Origin of the sequence: Anaerococcus porci, from assembly GCF_009696575.1 — a bacterium.
Lineage (GTDB): Bacteria > Bacillota > Clostridia > Tissierellales > Peptoniphilaceae > Anaerococcus > Anaerococcus porci.
Genome location: NZ_VULQ01000007.1, coordinates 70,562 through 86,810 on the forward strand (window position 1 = coordinate 70,562; position 16,249 = coordinate 86,810).

A 16,249-nucleotide genomic window follows, 5' to 3' on the forward strand; every position below is an offset into this window, starting at 1 on the left:
AAATTATTTGCGAAAGCTTTATCCTTAATCTTCTTTTTTCTCGGATTTTTTTATAAATTCATTTATATCCTTTTTGTTGACTCTTGTGATACCAGAGTGTTCAGTATCAAATTTGTTTGAATTGATTTTTTCACCTGACTCATCTTCCATAACTTCAATTACTCTATTTCTACAAAAACTTCCTTGGCAAAATCCCATTCCACACCTAGTACGTCTTTTTATTGCATCAAAGCTAAGGGTTGGTATGCCTCGATTCATTGCATCTCTTATGGTAGATTCTTTTACTTGCTCGCACCTACATACAAGTCTTTCGTCTTCTCCTAGTGGAAGGTCAATCTTTTCTTTTACCTTGTTAAAGTCTTCTAATTCTTTGTATTCTATTATTGGTTTTCTATAAGGATTATAGTCTGGATCATCTTCAAGTTCAAGTCCCAAGTCTTTTAATATTTCTTCAACTATTTTTGCAATCTCAGGAGATGAGGTTATTCCTGGAGATTGGATTCCTACTACATTTATAAAGCCATCAGTTTCAGTATTTTCTATTATAAAATCCCCTGTTGATGATGCAGGGCGAAGTCCTGTAAAGGATCTTATAAATTCTTTTAAATCAATTACATCTTTCTTTACAGATTTTTGACTTAGTTTATAGATTTCTACAAGTCTTTCTATATGGGTTCCAAGGTCAATTTCTTCCTCATCTATAGCATCAGGACCTAGTAAAAGATTATTGTGATAGGTTCTTGTTACTAGGATTCCCTTAGATTTTGGAGATGGAGTTTGAAATAGGACTTGTTTAATCCTATCTCCAGTCCCTTTTTGCATAATAAGGTATTCACCACTTCTAGGGTGGATATCAAAATCAGTTTTCGTTATCATAGAGGATACTTTAGCTCCATTAAGACCTGATGCATTTATTACGAAATGTCCCTTATAAGACTTACCATCTTTTGTTTTAAGCTTGAAAGTGTTGTTTTCTTTTTTGATATCAACTACTTCACTTTGAAGTTTAAGCTCTGTTTTATTTTCTATGGCATTTTCCATTAAGGCTATAACATACTCATAAGGAGAACAAACTCCAGCGCCCTTACAATATAGGGCAGATATGGCTTCATCTGATACATTTGGTTCAAGTTCTCGAAGTTTTTCTTTACCTATTATCTCCAAATCATCTAGTCCATTACGAATACCCATTTTATAGAGTTTTTCTAAGATTTTTTCACCTTCTTGATTAAAGGCTAAGACTAAGGATCCATTTTCCAAAAATCCAAAGTTTAGCTCTTTGTTTAATTCTTTAAACTGAACTCTTCCAGGATAGCATATCCTGCCCCTAAGTTCATCATGACTTTCTGCATAACCCCCATGAACTATAGCAGAGTTTGCTTTACTTGCTCCCATAGATACATCTATTTCTTTTTCAAGTACAAGAATTTTAAGTTTGTATCTTGATAGGCGTCTTGCTATAGATGCTCCACTTACACCAGCACCTATTATTATCAAATCATACATTTTATCTTTCTTTCTAACTATTAAAATATGAAGTTATATACTATTACTGCTATTATTGCTCCAATTATTGGTCCAACTACAGGTATCCAAGCATATCCCCAATTAGGGTCGGTTTTGTTTTTAAAAGGTAGGACTGCAAAAGCAATTCTAGGTCCTAAATCTCTTGCAGGATTTATTGCATAACCTGTAAGACCACCCAAACTCATACCTATAGAAACTATAAGACCATATACAAAAATTTTATCTACTCCTGCCATACCTGCACCATCAACATTGCCAAACCCTATTATAGCAAAAACTAAAACAAAGGTTCCAATAATTTCAGATAGTAAGTTTCTAAATGTGTTTGGAATAGATGGAGCTGTACAAAATGTTCCCCTAACTAATTCAGGATTGTCACTTGTTGCATCATAGTGGTCTTTATATAAAATATAGACCAATACTGCTCCACAAAATGCACCAGGAATTTGTCCTAATATGTAAAAAGGAACACTTGCCCATTCAATACTACCATTTAAGGCAAGTGCTATGGTTAAGGCTGGATTAAAGTGGGCTCCTGTAAGTGAACCAAATATACATGCTGGAATCATAACAGCAAGACCCCAAGCTATGGTTATTTGAATTGAACCTCCACCTTTTTGTCCACTTTTATTTAAGGAAACATTTGCAACAACTCCAGAACCTAAAAGTATCAATATCATGGTTCCGAAAAATTCACCTAATACTATATCTCTCATATACTCCTCCTTCTAAAGTATTATCCAAATATAAAAAAGCAACAAAAATAGATTCTGTTGCTCTTGCTCTTTGTATATTCGGATGTGAAAATGTTTACATTTATATTATAGCATAAATAAAAAGCTTGTTCAAATTTTTTGATAAATTTACATAAGCATATTTTTAGCCTATAATGATAACAGAAAAAAAGGAGATAATATGGAAAAAGATACAATAATTAACTATATAAAAGACTTATGTACAATACCTTCACCTACAGGTTTTACTAAAAAATGTGAAAAATATTTGATAGATGAATTTGAAAAATTAGGCTATAGACCTTATCAAAATAACAAGGGAAATGTCATAGTTCCTATAAGTGAAAAATCTAGTAATAATGATGGTTTGATTTTATCAGCTCACATAGATACCTTAGGTCTTATGGTAAGAAGTATAAAAGAAAATGGATGTTTACAGGTTACAACTTTGGGTGGTTTTCCCTTAAATTATGCAGAATTTGAAAATGTTAAAGTTTTTACGAGAGAAGGTAAGGAGTATAGTGGAGTTTTCAGACTAAATGAGGCAAGTGTTCATGGATCAGATTTCCCAAGGACTTCAAAAAGGGAATTTGAAGATATGGAAGTTGTTTTAGATGAACTTGTTAAAGATGATAAAGATGTTGAAAAATTAGGAATATTTGCAGGTGACTTTATAGCTCTTGATCCAAGATTTAAATATTCAAATGGTTTTATTAAATCCCGTCACCTAGATGACAAGGCCTCAAGTGGAGTTCTTTTAGCTCTTGCTAAGGAAATCAAGGAAAAAAACATAGAATTTAATAGAAATATCTATATGATGTTTACAGTATTCGAAGAGGTTGGTCATGGGGCTAGTGCAGGCCACCCAAAGGGCGTTAGAGATATGATAGCTGTTGATATGGGAGTTGTATATAAGGATTTAAAGACAAAAGACTTTTTAGTTTCAATTTGTGCTAAGGACTCATCTGGTCCATATAATTATGATTTAACTAATGATTTGATAAGGATTGCAAAGGATATAGATATAGACTTTGCTATTGATGTTTATCCATTTTATGGTTCAGATGCATCGGCTGCTGTAAGCACTTATGATTATAGACATGCCTTAGTTGGAGCAGGTATTTCTGCCTCTCATGGCTATGAAAGAGTCCATGAGAAAGCCCTCCTATCCTTATTTGATTTATTAAAAACTTATATCACAAAATAAGTATACATTAATTTGTTAGTTTGATTTTTATGTGGACAGAAAAAACAATATCATATAAAATATAGGTGAGAAAAGCATATTAAATTTAAAGGGGGAGATATGAAAAGTAAATTTAAAACAGCCGCTGCAATTCTTGCACTTTCACTAGGTCTTGTTGCATGTGGTAAGAAAGATGATTCTAGCAATAAAGAATCTAATAATGCTAGTAATAGCTCAAAAGCTGAAGTATCAGCAACTATGGTAACAGACCAAGGTGGTATAAATGATAAGTCATTTAACCAATCATCTTATGAGGGACTTAAAGCCTACCAAGACGAAGGTAAGATTAAGTTTGATTATATAGAATCTCACAAGGATTCAGATTATCAACCAAACCTTGAATCAGCTCTTGATAGTAAATCTGATATTATCTTCACAGTTGGGTATGCTCTTTTTGATGCAACAAGCAAAGCTGCTGAAGAAAATCCAGAACAAAATTATGCAATAATTGATAATGAAAATTCAAAAAATCAAAAAAACTTACTTGGAATTACTTTTGCAGATCATGAAAATTCATTTTTGGTAGGTTATATAGCTGGCATGAAGACAGAGTCTAATAATGTTGGATTCGTTGGTGGTATGGAATCAGCTGTAATTGATAGATTCCAATATGGATTTATGGCAGGTGTTAAGCAAGCTGCAAGAGAAAAGGGAAAAGATATTGAAGTTCAAGTTCAATATGCAAACTCATATTCTGACCAAGCTAAGGGTAAAAATATTGCAAACCAAATGTATCAAAATGGTGCAGATGTAATCTTCCAAGCAGCTGGTGGTACAGGTATTGGTGTATTTGAAGCAGCAAAAGAAAACAATAAATACATTATAGGTGTTGATCGTGACCAAAAAGAAGAAGCTCCAGATAATATACTAGCATCAACTATAAAGGGTGTAGGCAAGGCAGTTCAATTAACAATTGACGACTACAAAGAAGGAAAGTTTAAGGGAGGAGAAACTGTATCTTACTCACTTAAAGATGGCGATGCTTTAGGTATTGCTTATGGGGATAATGACCTAGTTTCTAAAGAAGTAAAAGATAAGGTAGAAGATTTAAGAAATCAAATAGTTGATGGAAAAATTAAAGTTCCACAAAATGAAGAAGAATTTACTTCAATGGTTTATGATAAATAGGTAATTATATCAAAAAAAGAGTAGGAGAATTTAATATTCTCAAAGATTCGATAAAGTTAAGTTAAACTAAGCTTTACTAAGTTCATAAGTTTATAAATATATGACTTATTTCAAAAAGAGCTTTTCGATATCATTTAAAAATTGAGGGTAGTATTTAAGCTACTCTTTTTTTATAAATATTTAGAATATCTAAATTAGTAGTGAGGTATTATGGATAAGTATTTAGAAGAAAAACCACTAATCAGTTTGAAAAATATCCACAAAAGCTTTGGAGACAAAGAAGTCTTAAAGGGAGTAGACTTTGACCTTCACAAGTGCGAAGTCCATGCTTTATTGGGAGAAAATGGAGCGGGCAAGACTACCCTAATGAACATATTGTATGGGATGTTTGCTCAAACTGATGGAGAGATTTATATTAAAGGTGAAAAAATCATAAATAATTCACCGAAAAAGGCAATAAATCTTGGTATAGGAATGGTTCACCAACATTTTATGCTAATAGAAACCTTTAGCGTATGTGAAAATATAATATTAGGCTATGAGGGAAAAAACGCCCTTATAGATAGGAGAAAAGCAGAAGAAGATATTAAAAAACTCTCAGAAGATTATGGTCTTTATATAGATCCAAAGGCTTTAATTTCTGATATATCTGTAGGAAGCCAACAAAGAGTTGAAATCTTAAAGGCCTTATATCATGGGGCTGATATACTAATCTTTGATGAACCTACAGCAGTTTTAACCCCTCAAGAGATAAATGAATTTATAGAAATTGTTAACAGACTCACAGGTCTTGGAAAATCAATTATAATTATCACCCATAAACTTAGGGAAATTAAGGCTATGGCTGATACATGTACAATTATAAGAAGAGGAGAATTTGTAGACAAAGTAAAGGTAAGTGAAGTAGATGAAAATATTTTAGCTGAAAAGATGGTAGGTCGTGATGTAAGCTTTAATGTAAAAAAAGAATATATTAAACTAGGCAAGGAAATTCTTACTATAAAAGATCTTTGGGTTAAGGATAATAGGGGAGTTGATAAGGTAAAAGGACTCAATCTTTCTTTAAAACAAGGAGAAATCTTAGGTATAGCAGGTGTTGATGGTAATGGTCAAACGGAGCTTATAGATGCTCTAACTGGTATGAGAGAGATTCAAAAGGGGGAAATCATCCTAAAAGGAATTAATATAGCTGGAAAAAATCCAAGAGAAATTCTTGAGCTTGGAATGAATCAAATTCCAGAAGATAGGCAAAAAAGAGGTCTTATCTTAGAGTACTCTATTAAGGATAATTTAATTTTAGAAAAAGTAGATAGTACAGAATTTTCTAAAAATGGTATCCTAAATTTTGAAAAAATAGATGAAAATGCCAAAGATTTAATAGAAAAATTTGATGTAAGACCAAGAGATATAGATGAGAAAGTAGGAGCCTTATCTGGTGGAAACCAGCAAAAGGTAATTATAGCTAGGGAGATTTCAAATAATCCAGACCTTCTCATAGCAGCCCAACCAACTAGGGGGCTTGATGTAGGTGCTATAGAATTTATCCATCAATATTTGGTAGAATTAAGAAATAAAGGTAAGGCAGTCCTACTTGTAAGTTTTCAATTAGATGAAGTTATGGATCTATCTGATAGGATAGGGGTTATCTATGATGGTCAAATAGTAGGAAGTCTAGATCCAAAAGAAACTGATGAATTTGAAATAGGAATACTAATGGCAGGAGGAAACAATGACTAAGAAGAAAATTGACAATAAAAATAGAAAGCTCTTTGCCAATTCTAAAATAGGCTTTACCTTAGTTTCTATAATCCTAGGTCTTTTGGTAGGAGCTATAGTACTAGCTTTTGCAGGATATAATCCGATTGACGCTTATATAAATCTTATCCAAGGTGTTTTTAAATCACCTAGAAATATTGGCTGGGCTATTGTAAATTCAACGCCTATAATTCTTACAGGTCTAGGAGTATGCTTTGCATTCCAAACAGGTTTATTTAACATGGGAGCAGAGGGACAATTTATAATAGGATCAACTATAGGATTTTTATTTGGATACCTTTTAAATCTACCACCTGTAATTCATGTAATTCTTACTATAATAGTTGCAATCTTAGCAGGGCTTATATATGGTGGGCTTGCAGGATTTATTAAGGCCAAATTTGGAATTCATGAGGTTATATCAACAATAATGCTTAATTGGATTGCTTTTTATTTTCAAAATTTTATAGTCTATCGCTATCAAAAGCCAAACTCCATGTCCACTTTTGATATAAATGATTCAGCAAAGGTAACTCTTGTCCATGGAGCGGCTAAGAAGTTTGATGGATTTTTTGGACAATTTTTCAAAGCTCCAATTCATTTGGGTATTATTCTAGCTATTATTTGTGTAGTACTTGTTTGGTTTGTTCTTAATAAAACAAGCCTTGGTTATAAGCTTAAAGCTGTAGGTTTAAATAGGGAAGCAAGTATTTATGGAGGTATAAATGCCAATAACAAAATTATCCAATCTATGGCAATTTCAGGAGCTCTTTGTTCTCTTGCAGGGGTAACTCAAGTTATGGGCTATACTTATTCGCTCCCACTTTTATCTGCCATGGAAAATTTCGGTTTTGATGGGCTTGCAGTAAGTTTACTTGCATCCAATAACCCTATAGGATGTATATTCTCAGGACTTTTTCTAGGTTCACTTAAATATGCAGGAAGCAATCTTCAAAGGGCAATGGGAGTGCCAAGTGAGCTTATATCAATAATTATAGGAACTATAATCTTATTTACAGCTATTCCTTTAATCTTTAAGATTATAAAGGCAAAATTAAGAAAGAGAGGCAATAAATAATGCTTAATTTGACAGTATTAGGACTTATAATAGGAAATACACTTTCAAATGCTACACCAGTATTATTTACAGGTCTCGGTGGCATGATTTCAGAAAAATCAGGTGTAGTAAATATTGGACTTGAAGGAATGATGACAATTGGTGCTTTAATAGGTGCAACGGTAGGCTATTACACCAAAAACCCTTGGATAGGATTTTTAGCTGGAGGTCTTGCAGGTATGTTTTTTGGTCTAATTCATGCCATAGTTTCAGTAACATTTGCAGGAGACCAAACCATATCAGGTATTGCAATAAACACTTTAGCACCTGGTCTTGCCCTTTTTCTATCAAGGATATTTTTTGATGGAGCAACTCAAACCCCATCCATAGCTCTTGAAAATAAGATTCCAAGACTATTTGACGGACTTATTACAAACCAAGCTTTAAAAAATATCTTTTCCCAATATGCTACAGTTTATATAGTATTAGTCTTTGTAATATTAATATATATATTTTTAAACAAGACAAAATGGGGACTTAGGTTAGTGGCAGTAGGAGAGCATCCAAAGGCTGCAGAAACCTTAGATATATCTGTAGGAAGAATAAGGTATCTTGCAGTGATGTTTTCAGGTTTTATGGCAGGTTTAGGTGGAGCAAGCATGTCACTTGCGGTAGTAAGTGTATTCTCGCCAACCCTTATAGCAGGACAAGGATACATAGCCCTTGTTTGCGTAATATTTGGTAACTGGAGACCACAAGGGGTATTAGTAGGAAGTTTATTTTTCGGACTAACCCAAGCTATAGCAACTTATCTAACAGGAACAGCTATAACAATACCTATGGAATTTATCTCAATGATTCCATATATATCAATACTAGTCTTCTTAATGATATTTAACAAAAAATCCCACGCACCAAGTGCAAGTGGTAAGCCATATCTTACAGAAGATATACAATAAAGAAAAAAAGACGAGAATTTGTTGACTTTATTAAAATGATTATAAGTCAACAAGCTCTCGTCGTTTTTATTCGGTATCTGAAGTGTTATAATTGATTATAAAATGCAATATATATATAAGTTTTAATTATATAATATTTTAATCAATACAATTAAATTATAAAAAATAATATTGACTAAACTTTAATGTTATTTATTAAAAAGTTATTTAAAAATACATATAAAAAAAGCACCACATGGTGCATTTAAAAGGGAAAATTTACGTATTACAACTAAAAAAGCAAGCGCAAGCTTGCAATAAAATGGTCGGGGTGAAAGGATTCGAACCTTCGGCCTCATGGTCCCAAACCACGCGCGCTACCAAACTGCGCCACACCCCGATGTCCTAACGACAATATATAGTATACAGCCTTTAAATACTTTTGTCAAATCTTTTTTAAAAGTTTTTAACCTTTTGTAAGATTGGCTTGATTTAGGCTATAAACTAGGAAAAATTTCCAATAATATAAGAAGAAAACTCATCAATTTCTTTCTCATTGAAAATTATTATACCACATTCTTTTAAAGCTTGGCAAGTTATTCCATCTCCCTTTATAAGTTTTTTTGAAAAAGATCCATCATAGATATAGTCTTTCCCACAAGATGGACTTTTTGCCTTAAGTAGGGCAACTTTCACATTATTTTTTAAAGCTTTTTTCTTAGAAATCTCTGCACCCTTTTTAAAAAATAGAGTCTTATCGACCCCATCTTCATTAATAACTTTTTTATTTTTTATCTCACAAGGCTTTCTTGGAATCTCCATTCCTCCCTCTACTTCAGGGCAGATTCCTATAAAATTAAGGCTAGGGTTGTTTTTTCTTATCTGATTAATTTCCTTTATTTTATTATCATCTCCATCGTACCTACACTTACAGCCCAAAAGGCACTTTGACACTAGAACATTCATTTTAAGCCTCCATTCTGATATAATTATAGCAAAGGAGATGGGAAATGAGAATTAAAAACTTTTTACTTAAATTTTTATTTGCTTTTTCTGTGATATTTCTTTTAACAGGATGTGTAGACTCTTCTACAACAAAGATATCAAATGAAAGTACTATCTCAGAAGATAAGGCCTATTATAAAAAAGATGATGTTATAGCTTACTTAAAAGAGTATGAGAAACTTCCCCCAAACTACCTTACGAAAAAAGAAGCCAGAAAGCTTGGTCGGATTCCAAAAGAGGGAAACTTGTGGGAAGTTACCGATAAGGGAGTTATAGGGGGAGATTATTTTGGAAATTTTGAAAAAAATCTTCCTGAAGGAGATTACAAAGAGTGTGATGTAAATTATAATGGTGGAAAGAGAGGTCCTGAAAGACTTGTCTTTGACGAAGACTTTAATATTTATTACACTAATGACCACTATAATAGCTTTAGCAAGGAGAATTAGATGATAATTGTTGATTTTAAAGATATAAGGTCAAAGAAAGATTTTTATGATCTATTAAATGAAAGCTTTGACTTTGAATATGAGGCTAATAATCTTGACGGACTTTTTGACCTTCTTTCTATAGAAGATGAAAGAATTGTTATAAAAAATTATGGAAAAATCTATGAAAGTCTTGGAGATTATGGTGAAAGAGTCATATCATGTTTTATGAAGGCAAGTTTAACTTTTGACCTTGATATAGATTTTTTGAAGTTTAGTTAGGAGTTTTTATGAAAGATAGGTCAGTTAATAATCAAATTAGAGATTTTGTAGCCTTAAATATTATAAGAAACCTTTTAAAAGATGGAGATAAATTTTATGATAAGGACTTTCTTATAAATAAATTTAGGGTAAATCCATCTTATGTTGATAAGTCCTACCAAAGACTTATGGATGAGGACTTGATAGAATCAAGAAGTGACTATTACTATATGACTATAGATGAGAATAAGAAAAATGCTCTCATAATAGAGTTTGCCAATGGGTATTTGAATGAATACTTTGATAAAATGAACTCAATAGGTATTAATAATGAGGGAGCTTTTGACTTTATAAATTTAAGGATGAATTCTAATGGATAATATTTTAGAGATTAAAAATTTAAAAAAATCATATGGAAAGACCAATGTCCTAGATGGTCTTAATTTAAAGCTTGAAAGAGGGAAGATTTTGGGTCTTATGGGTCCCAATGGTTCTGGTAAAACAACTCTTTTAAAGTCTATAATGGGTCTTATAAAACCTGATGATGGAGAGATTATAATAGATGGAAAAAAACAAGGACTTGAAACAAAAAAGATTATTTCTTATCTTCCTGATGCCTACCATCTTTATGATAATCTAACAATAGAAGATACAATAAATCTTTATAAGGATTTTTACGATGATTTCAATATGAGAGTCTGCAAGGACCTTTTAGAATATATGAAAATCCCAAAAGAAGGTTATTCTGATAAGTTATCTAAGGGTATGAAAGAAAGACTTCTTTTGGCACTAACTCTTTCAAGGGATACAAAATTATATATCCTAGATGAGCCGATTGAGGGGGTTGACCCAATTGCCAAGGATATGATTTTAGCATCTATAATAAAAACTGTAGATATAGGTAGAACAATAATTATTACTACACATCAAATAGGAGATTTGGAGAATCTTTTTGATAGGGCAGCCTTTATTCAAAGGGGTCAAATAATCCTTGAAGATGACGCAGAAAACTTAAGGGATAAGTACAAAAAGCAAATGGTTGATTTATATAAGGAAATTTTTGTTATATGATTAGGTATTTAAGATATGAGCTAAAAAGATCAAGTGGATTTCTTTTGTTAGAGATATTTTTAAGTCTTTTATCAGCAAGTTTTATTGGACTTATGGCAAAGTCTGATAGTCTTGGAGTAAATGATAGGCAGTTGGCAATTCTCATTTTGATAATTGCTCAAGGCATTATAATCCTTGCTATTTCATTGATATATTTTGCATCTAGATTTAAAAGGGACATATTTGACAAGTCGTCTTATATTACATTTACTATAAATATATCTGTAGGAAAGGTTTTAATGGCGAAGTTTTTGGCAAGTTTAATTGTAGCTTTTATTTCAATCTTTACCTATATATTCTGGCTTTTATTTTCATCTTTTATTTTAAGTATAAAGGAGATAACAATAGCTTTTACTGTAGGTAGAATTTCTACTTTTAGCTTTGTATTGGGACTTTATTATTCTATGGCTTATCTTTTGCTAGTCTTAGGTCTAAGCTTGTCTAGGGTTAAGATATTTAAAAGGTACTATAATTTTGTAACTATAGTTCTTGCCATAGTTTTATTTTCATTAATAATATGGATTTTTAGAAATATATATGTTTTAAGTCCTGTTTGCCTTAATTTAAGAAATTTCTCTCTAGAAAATCTTATCCATATAAATGGAGTTGATATCTCTATGGTATATATGGGTCTTGATGGAAAGATTTTGGGGATAAATGTACGGACATCTCTTTTAAGCCTACTTATAATAACAATTTCATTTTTTATAAATGAGTATTTAATAGAAGAAAGGATAGATTTTTAATATGCGTAAGTACTTAAAATATGACGTGAAATCAAATATGAAATTTTTCCTATCGACTTTTATTTGCTTTGTAATTCTTCTTGTAAGTCTTGTATCTGTAAGGACTATTGGTTCTTTTACAAGTCTTTTGGAAGTTGGTTCTGCTATAAACTCTATTGAGATAATCCTCATAGGGGTCTTTATAATGACTATGATATATTTTGTTATAAATACCTTTTACAAGGACCTTTATACAGATAGGTCGATATTAACTTTTTCTCTTCCTATTTCAGCAAGAGAATTTTTGACAGCAAAACTTTTGGTAATAAATATATTTTTTTATCTTTTGGTATTTTTATCTATATTTTTATTTTATCTATCAGGTAGATTTATGAATATATGGTCTTTAATATCAATTATATTTGCTATGATAATTTTAAATGTATTTAGCCTTTTAATATTTTTGTTTATGCAGATGGATAGGTTCTTATTTAAAAGGAAAAATACAGTGATTATTATAATTTTACTTATAGGCCTTATCTTTGTTGGTGGATTTTTTCTAAATAGGTATTTTTTATTCCTAAGTGATGGAAGTCTAGTAAGAAGTGGAGACAATACTTTGGCCTTTATATCAGCTTATGTAAAAGTAAGTGGAAGGAAGCTTCTAAACATTACAGGTTTTTTATATTACATACTTACAGCTTTAATACTTAGTTTTTTTAATATAAAAATCCTAAAAAATGATTTGGACCTATCTTGAGGAGTCTTATGAATAAAAACATGTATATTGGAATACTTTTGGGTGTGATTGTATCTGTTATTATAAATAATATCTATGATTTTCCGTCAAAAGAGATGGTATCTGTAGGATGCGCTGTCATAGGAGCATTTTTAGGGGCGAGTTGTGATAATAATAAAAAACATTAAAGCGGTATAGTTTTATATAGGAAGGGGGATTTATGGAAAATATAAGTGAAGTAAAAAAGATAATTAAAGAATCAAACAATATTGTGTTTTTTGGAGGAGCAGGTGTGTCAACTGCATCAGGGGTTCCTGACTTTAGGTCTGCAACAGGCCTTTACAATAGAAACAATGATTCAGATTACTCTCCTGAGTATATGTTAAGCCATGAGTTTTTTACAAATCATCCTGATAAATTTATGGATTATGTCAAAGAAAATCTGATGATTGAAGGTATAAGACCTAATGATTGCCACAAGGCTTTGGTAAAGCTTGAAAATATCGGTAAACTTAAGGCAGTTATAACACAAAATATAGACTCCCTTCACCAAGAAGCTGGAAGTAAGAATGTAATTGAGCTTCATGGAAACTTGAGAGACTATTACTGTTTAGATTGTGGTAAAAAATTTGACCTTGATTATGTAAAAAGCTTCAATCGTGCTGCAAAGTGTGATGTATGCAGAGGATTAGTTCGTCCTGATATAGTCTTATATGGAGAGAGCTTAAATTCTGATAATTTATCTTATGCAGTAAAACTTATTAGTGAGACTGATGTTTTGATTGTAGGAGGAACAAGTCTTGTAGTTTATCCTGCGGCAGGACTTATTGACTTTTATAGAGGTAATAAGCTCATAGTAATAAATATGGATCCTACTCCAAAAGATAAAAGTGCTGATTTCCTTTTACAAGGAGATATATCAAAAATTATGAAAGAATTAGTGGAGGGTGTTTAATTTTGAAAAAAAGACATGGAATAGATGAACTATCTATAGCTCTTGTATGGCAAGCTATATTATTTTTAGTAATAAATTTTTTCGTCAAGGAAACTTTTCTGAATATATTTGCAAGTATAATATTTGTATATGCTATATTTAGAACTTTATCTTTAAATGATTTGCAAAGAAATAGTGAGAATTATATATTTAAACTTAAAATTTTAAATCCAATCCAAAAAAAATATAGATATCTAAAAAGGAAAATGTTTGGGAATTCTGAGTATAAGTATATTAAATGTAAATCATGCAAACAGGAATTACGTATACCTAAGGGAAAAGGCAAAATTATTGTTAAATGTCCTAAATGCAAGACAAAACAGAAGGTAAAATCCTAAAAAAAATTCTTTATTTTTTTAAAAACTTGTTGTATAATACGACAGGAAGGAGAGAGTATGGATAGATTAATAGGAACAGTATCAATGGGTGTGAGAACACCTATCATTAAGACAGGGGATAACTTAGAAGATATAGTATTTGATAGCGTAGTTAATGCTGTTAAATCAAATGATATCAAAATTAATGACAAGGATGTAATCTGTGTAACTGAATCACTTGTAGCAAGAGCTCAAGGAAACTATGCATCTTGTGAACAAATTGCTAAAGACATCAATAATAAGTTTAAGGGAGATGAAATAGCAATCCTATTTCCAATTTTAAGTAGAAATAGGTTCTCAATTATGCTAAAGGCCTTTGCATTAAGTGGTAAAAAATTACACATTTGCTTATCTTACCCACAAGATGAGGTAGGAAACTATATTATGGATAAGCTTGACTTATTTGAAAGTGATGTTAATCCATATTCTGATATTCTAAATGAAGAAGAATTCAGAAAACTTGCTGGAGATTACAAACACGAATTTACTGGAGTTGACTATATTTCTTTATATAAGGAAATGGCAGAAAACTCAGAAGTACACTTTTTTAATAATCCTAAGGATGTTCTTAAATTTACAGAAAGTGTATTAGTTTGTTCAATCCACACAAGGGAATTAACTAAAAAATTACTAAAAAATTCTGGTGCTAAAGAAGTTTACTCACTAGATGAAATAATGACAGAGTCAATTGATGGTTCAGGTTATAATAAAGATTATGGTTTACTTGGTTCAAATCTTTCTACAGAAGATGTTGTAAAACTCTTCCCAAGAAATGGTCAAGCATTTGTAGATGAACTTCAAAAAAGATTTATTAAAGAATTTGGTAAGGAAGTTGAAGTTATGATCTACGGAGATGGTGCTTTCAAAGATCCAGTTGGAAAGATATGGGAACTTGCAGATCCTGTTGTATCTCCAGCATATACAAAAGGACTAGAGGGAACACCAAACGAGCTTAAAATCAAATATATAGCTGATAATGAATTTAAAGACCTTTCAATTGAACAAAGAACTGAAGCTATGAAAGAAAGAATTGCAAATAAATCATCAAACTTAAAAGGTACTGATGAAACTCTAGGAACAACACCTAGACAAATTACAGACCTTTTAGGATCACTTTGCGATCTTACATCTGGTTCAGGTGATAAGGGAACCCCTATTGTTCTTATACAAGGGTATTTTGATAATTATTCAAACAATTAAGGGAAAAAGCCTTCGGGCTTTTTTTTTATAAACTTGGAGGATTAAAAAAATAAAAGATGAATAAGGAAACAAATCCTAAAAAAGACGAGGATATGATAAGGCATATACTTGATAGAAATACTGCCATAAAGCTTTTAAGGAAGGATAGAGTGAAAGATCGTTTTGCTCATAAGCCAATGAGCAGAAAAAAGAAATTTTTCATGATGACCTTTGCAGCAATTTTGATGGCAAATGGCACTCACTTTTTCAAATACCCAAATAACTTTGTAATAGGAGGTGTTGAGGGAGCGTCTATACTTATATCAAATTCCCTGCCAGTAACTCCAGCCTTTACAACCTTGATACTAAATATTTCCTTATTAGTACTTGCTTATTTTATACTAGGTAAGAATTTTGTCTTCAAAACAGGCTATGTATCCATACTAAATTCTCTAACAGCTATAGTCTTAGATAAAATTTTTCCACTTCAATCTACCCTGACAGATAATAAGCTTTTAGAATTATTTTGTGCAGTCTTAATACCAGCCCTTGGTTCATCCATACTTTTCAACCTATCAGCATCAAGTGGTGGAACAGACATAATAGCAATGATAATTAATAAATATCTCAATATGAATATTGGAAAATCCCTACTTATGGGAGATTCTATCCTAACTATCCTATCAATAAAAATATTTGGAATTGAGATAGGGCTCTTATCTTGTCTTGGTTTATTGATGAAAGGAGTTGTAGTAAATGAGTTTATAAGTTCATTTAATACAGCCAAACTTTTTTTGATAATAACAAATAAGCAAGATGAAATTTCAGAATTTATTAGAGATAAGCTAAATAGGTCAGCTACAGTAATTGATGGAAAAGGTCTATATTTTAAAAAAGATCAGTCAATATTTTTGTGTGTTACAAATGATTATGAGGCTGTTTTATTTAGAAGATTTATAAAAGAAATTGACCCCTGCTGCTTTATAACAGTTATAGATACTTCATCTATAATTGGTAAAGGTTGGTATTCAACAGATTTACATTAGGTG

At 31.4% G+C, this 16,249-nt stretch carries 18 protein-coding genes and 1 tRNA gene; 15 read left to right on the forward strand and 4 right to left on the reverse strand.

The annotated features are described in order from the left end of the window. Positions 1–24 precede the first annotated feature (24 nt). Together FYJ26_RS06910 and FYJ26_RS06915 are read right to left on the reverse strand one after the other, a co-directional pair. Complete coding sequence (locus tag FYJ26_RS06910) at positions 25–1,506, reverse strand: NAD(P)/FAD-dependent oxidoreductase (protein WP_154540951.1); 1,482 nt, start codon at positions 1,504–1,506, stop codon at positions 25–27. Between the two features lie 20 nt (positions 1,507–1,526). Next, positions 1,527–2,243: an MIP/aquaporin family protein gene (locus FYJ26_RS06915; protein ID WP_154540953.1), complete on the reverse strand. Its 717-nt coding sequence runs from the start codon at positions 2,241–2,243 to the stop codon at positions 1,527–1,529. A gap of 199 nt (positions 2,244–2,442) precedes the next feature. On the opposite strand from FYJ26_RS06915, the gene FYJ26_RS06920 reads away from it, so the two are divergent. The 5 genes from FYJ26_RS06920 (at position 2,443) to FYJ26_RS06940 (ending at position 8,406) form a co-directional block, all read left to right on the forward strand. Then, positions 2,443–3,468, forward strand: a complete 1,026-nt coding sequence (locus FYJ26_RS06920; protein ID WP_154540955.1) for a M42 family metallopeptidase — start codon at positions 2,443–2,445, stop codon at positions 3,466–3,468. Positions 3,469–3,567: 99 nt separating this feature from the next. Beyond that, complete coding sequence (locus tag FYJ26_RS06925; protein ID WP_154540957.1) at positions 3,568–4,635, forward strand: BMP family lipoprotein; 1,068 nt, start codon at positions 3,568–3,570, stop codon at positions 4,633–4,635. 210 nt (positions 4,636–4,845) lie between these two features. Further along, a complete protein-coding gene (locus FYJ26_RS06930; protein WP_154540959.1) occupies positions 4,846–6,372 on the forward strand; it encodes an ABC transporter ATP-binding protein in 1,527 nt (508 codons plus the stop codon). Then, on the forward strand, positions 6,365–7,468 hold the full coding sequence (locus FYJ26_RS06935; RefSeq protein ID WP_154540961.1) for an ABC transporter permease: 1,104 nt from the start codon (positions 6,365–6,367) through the stop codon (positions 7,466–7,468). Before FYJ26_RS06930 ends, FYJ26_RS06935 begins: the two co-directional genes overlap by 8 nt. Next, complete coding sequence (locus tag FYJ26_RS06940) at positions 7,468–8,406, forward strand: ABC transporter permease (RefSeq protein WP_154540963.1); 939 nt, start codon at positions 7,468–7,470, stop codon at positions 8,404–8,406. Before FYJ26_RS06935 ends, FYJ26_RS06940 begins: the two co-directional genes overlap by 1 nt. A gap of 302 nt (positions 8,407–8,708) precedes the next feature. On the opposite strand, the gene FYJ26_RS06945 is transcribed toward FYJ26_RS06940, so the two are convergent. Beyond that, positions 8,709–8,785: transfer RNA gene (locus FYJ26_RS06945), tRNA-Pro, on the reverse strand. A 104-nt stretch (positions 8,786–8,889) separates the two neighbouring features. Beyond that, a complete protein-coding gene (locus FYJ26_RS06950; RefSeq protein ID WP_154540965.1) occupies positions 8,890–9,351 on the reverse strand; it encodes a 2-thiouracil desulfurase family protein in 462 nt (153 codons plus the stop codon). Between the two features lie 44 nt (positions 9,352–9,395). On the opposite strand from FYJ26_RS06950, the gene FYJ26_RS06955 reads away from it, so the two are divergent. The 10 genes from FYJ26_RS06955 to FYJ26_RS07000 all read left to right on the forward strand — a co-directional run bounded on the left by FYJ26_RS06955 (position 9,396) and on the right by FYJ26_RS07000 (position 16,246). Beyond that, positions 9,396–9,836 carry a ribonuclease domain-containing protein gene (locus tag FYJ26_RS06955; protein WP_154540967.1) on the forward strand — a complete coding sequence of 147 codons (441 nt, stop codon included), beginning with the start codon at positions 9,396–9,398 and terminating at the stop codon, positions 9,834–9,836. Further along, positions 9,837–10,097, forward strand: a complete 261-nt coding sequence (locus tag FYJ26_RS06960; protein WP_154540969.1) for a barstar family protein — start codon at positions 9,837–9,839, stop codon at positions 10,095–10,097. It begins immediately after the preceding gene. A gap of 8 nt (positions 10,098–10,105) precedes the next feature. Beyond that, positions 10,106–10,456 carry a GntR family transcriptional regulator gene (locus FYJ26_RS06965; protein WP_154540971.1) on the forward strand — a complete coding sequence of 117 codons (351 nt, stop codon included), beginning with the start codon at positions 10,106–10,108 and terminating at the stop codon, positions 10,454–10,456. Next, positions 10,449–11,147 (forward strand): ABC transporter ATP-binding protein, encoded by a 699-nt coding sequence (locus tag FYJ26_RS06970; RefSeq protein ID WP_154540973.1) that lies wholly within the window; start codon positions 10,449–10,451, stop codon positions 11,145–11,147. Before FYJ26_RS06965 ends, FYJ26_RS06970 begins: the two co-directional genes overlap by 8 nt. Further along, a complete protein-coding gene (locus FYJ26_RS06975) occupies positions 11,144–11,932 on the forward strand; it encodes an ABC transporter permease (protein ID WP_154540975.1) in 789 nt (262 codons plus the stop codon). Before FYJ26_RS06970 ends, FYJ26_RS06975 begins: the two co-directional genes overlap by 4 nt. A 37-nt stretch (positions 11,933–11,969) precedes the next feature. Next, on the forward strand, positions 11,970–12,671 hold the full coding sequence (locus FYJ26_RS06980; RefSeq protein WP_229771223.1) for an ABC transporter permease: 702 nt from the start codon (positions 11,970–11,972) through the stop codon (positions 12,669–12,671). Positions 12,672–12,679: 8 nt separating this feature from the next. Beyond that, complete coding sequence (locus FYJ26_RS10820; protein ID WP_176270015.1) at positions 12,680–12,838, forward strand: hypothetical protein; 159 nt, start codon at positions 12,680–12,682, stop codon at positions 12,836–12,838. Between the two features lie 32 nt (positions 12,839–12,870). Next, positions 12,871–13,605, forward strand: a complete 735-nt coding sequence (locus FYJ26_RS06985) for an NAD-dependent protein deacylase (protein WP_154540979.1) — start codon at positions 12,871–12,873, stop codon at positions 13,603–13,605. Positions 13,606–14,039: 434 nt separating this feature from the next. Further along, positions 14,040–15,221, forward strand: coding sequence for a coenzyme F420-0:L-glutamate ligase (locus FYJ26_RS06995; protein WP_154540983.1), 1,182 nt, complete (start codon positions 14,040–14,042; stop codon positions 15,219–15,221). Positions 15,222–15,277: 56 nt separating this feature from the next. Further along, positions 15,278–16,246, forward strand: coding sequence for a YitT family protein (locus FYJ26_RS07000; protein WP_154540985.1), 969 nt, complete (start codon positions 15,278–15,280; stop codon positions 16,244–16,246). Positions 16,247–16,249: the final 3 nt, after the last annotated feature.

Bases quoted from the DNA above. Each gene is read 5' to 3' on its own strand.
- FYJ26_RS06910 (WP_154540951.1), bottom strand. From the start codon at position 1,506: ATGTATGATTTGATAATAATAGGTGCTGGTGTAAGTGGAGCATCTATA.
- FYJ26_RS06915 (WP_154540953.1), bottom strand. From the start codon at position 2,243: ATGAGAGATATAGTATTAGGTGAATTTTTCGGAACCATGATATTGATA.
- FYJ26_RS06920 (WP_154540955.1), top strand. From the start codon at position 2,443: ATGGAAAAAGATACAATAATTAACTATATAAAAGACTTATGTACAATA.
- FYJ26_RS06925 (WP_154540957.1), top strand. From the start codon at position 3,568: ATGAAAAGTAAATTTAAAACAGCCGCTGCAATTCTTGCACTTTCACTA.
- FYJ26_RS06930 (WP_154540959.1), top strand. From the start codon at position 4,846: ATGGATAAGTATTTAGAAGAAAAACCACTAATCAGTTTGAAAAATATC.
- FYJ26_RS06935 (WP_154540961.1), top strand. From the start codon at position 6,365: ATGACTAAGAAGAAAATTGACAATAAAAATAGAAAGCTCTTTGCCAAT.
- FYJ26_RS06940 (WP_154540963.1), top strand. From the start codon at position 7,468: ATGCTTAATTTGACAGTATTAGGACTTATAATAGGAAATACACTTTCA.
- FYJ26_RS06950 (WP_154540965.1), bottom strand. From the start codon at position 9,351: ATGAATGTTCTAGTGTCAAAGTGCCTTTTGGGCTGTAAGTGTAGGTAC.
- FYJ26_RS06955 (WP_154540967.1), top strand. From the start codon at position 9,396: ATGAGAATTAAAAACTTTTTACTTAAATTTTTATTTGCTTTTTCTGTG.
- FYJ26_RS06960 (WP_154540969.1), top strand. From the start codon at position 9,837: ATGATAATTGTTGATTTTAAAGATATAAGGTCAAAGAAAGATTTTTAT.
- FYJ26_RS06965 (WP_154540971.1), top strand. From the start codon at position 10,106: ATGAAAGATAGGTCAGTTAATAATCAAATTAGAGATTTTGTAGCCTTA.
- FYJ26_RS06970 (WP_154540973.1), top strand. From the start codon at position 10,449: ATGGATAATATTTTAGAGATTAAAAATTTAAAAAAATCATATGGAAAG.
- FYJ26_RS06975 (WP_154540975.1), top strand. From the start codon at position 11,144: ATGATTAGGTATTTAAGATATGAGCTAAAAAGATCAAGTGGATTTCTT.
- FYJ26_RS06980 (WP_229771223.1), top strand. From the start codon at position 11,970: ATGAAATTTTTCCTATCGACTTTTATTTGCTTTGTAATTCTTCTTGTA.
- FYJ26_RS10820 (WP_176270015.1), top strand. From the start codon at position 12,680: ATGAATAAAAACATGTATATTGGAATACTTTTGGGTGTGATTGTATCT.
- FYJ26_RS06985 (WP_154540979.1), top strand. From the start codon at position 12,871: ATGGAAAATATAAGTGAAGTAAAAAAGATAATTAAAGAATCAAACAAT.
- FYJ26_RS06995 (WP_154540983.1), top strand. From the start codon at position 14,040: ATGGATAGATTAATAGGAACAGTATCAATGGGTGTGAGAACACCTATC.
- FYJ26_RS07000 (WP_154540985.1), top strand. From the start codon at position 15,278: ATGAATAAGGAAACAAATCCTAAAAAAGACGAGGATATGATAAGGCAT.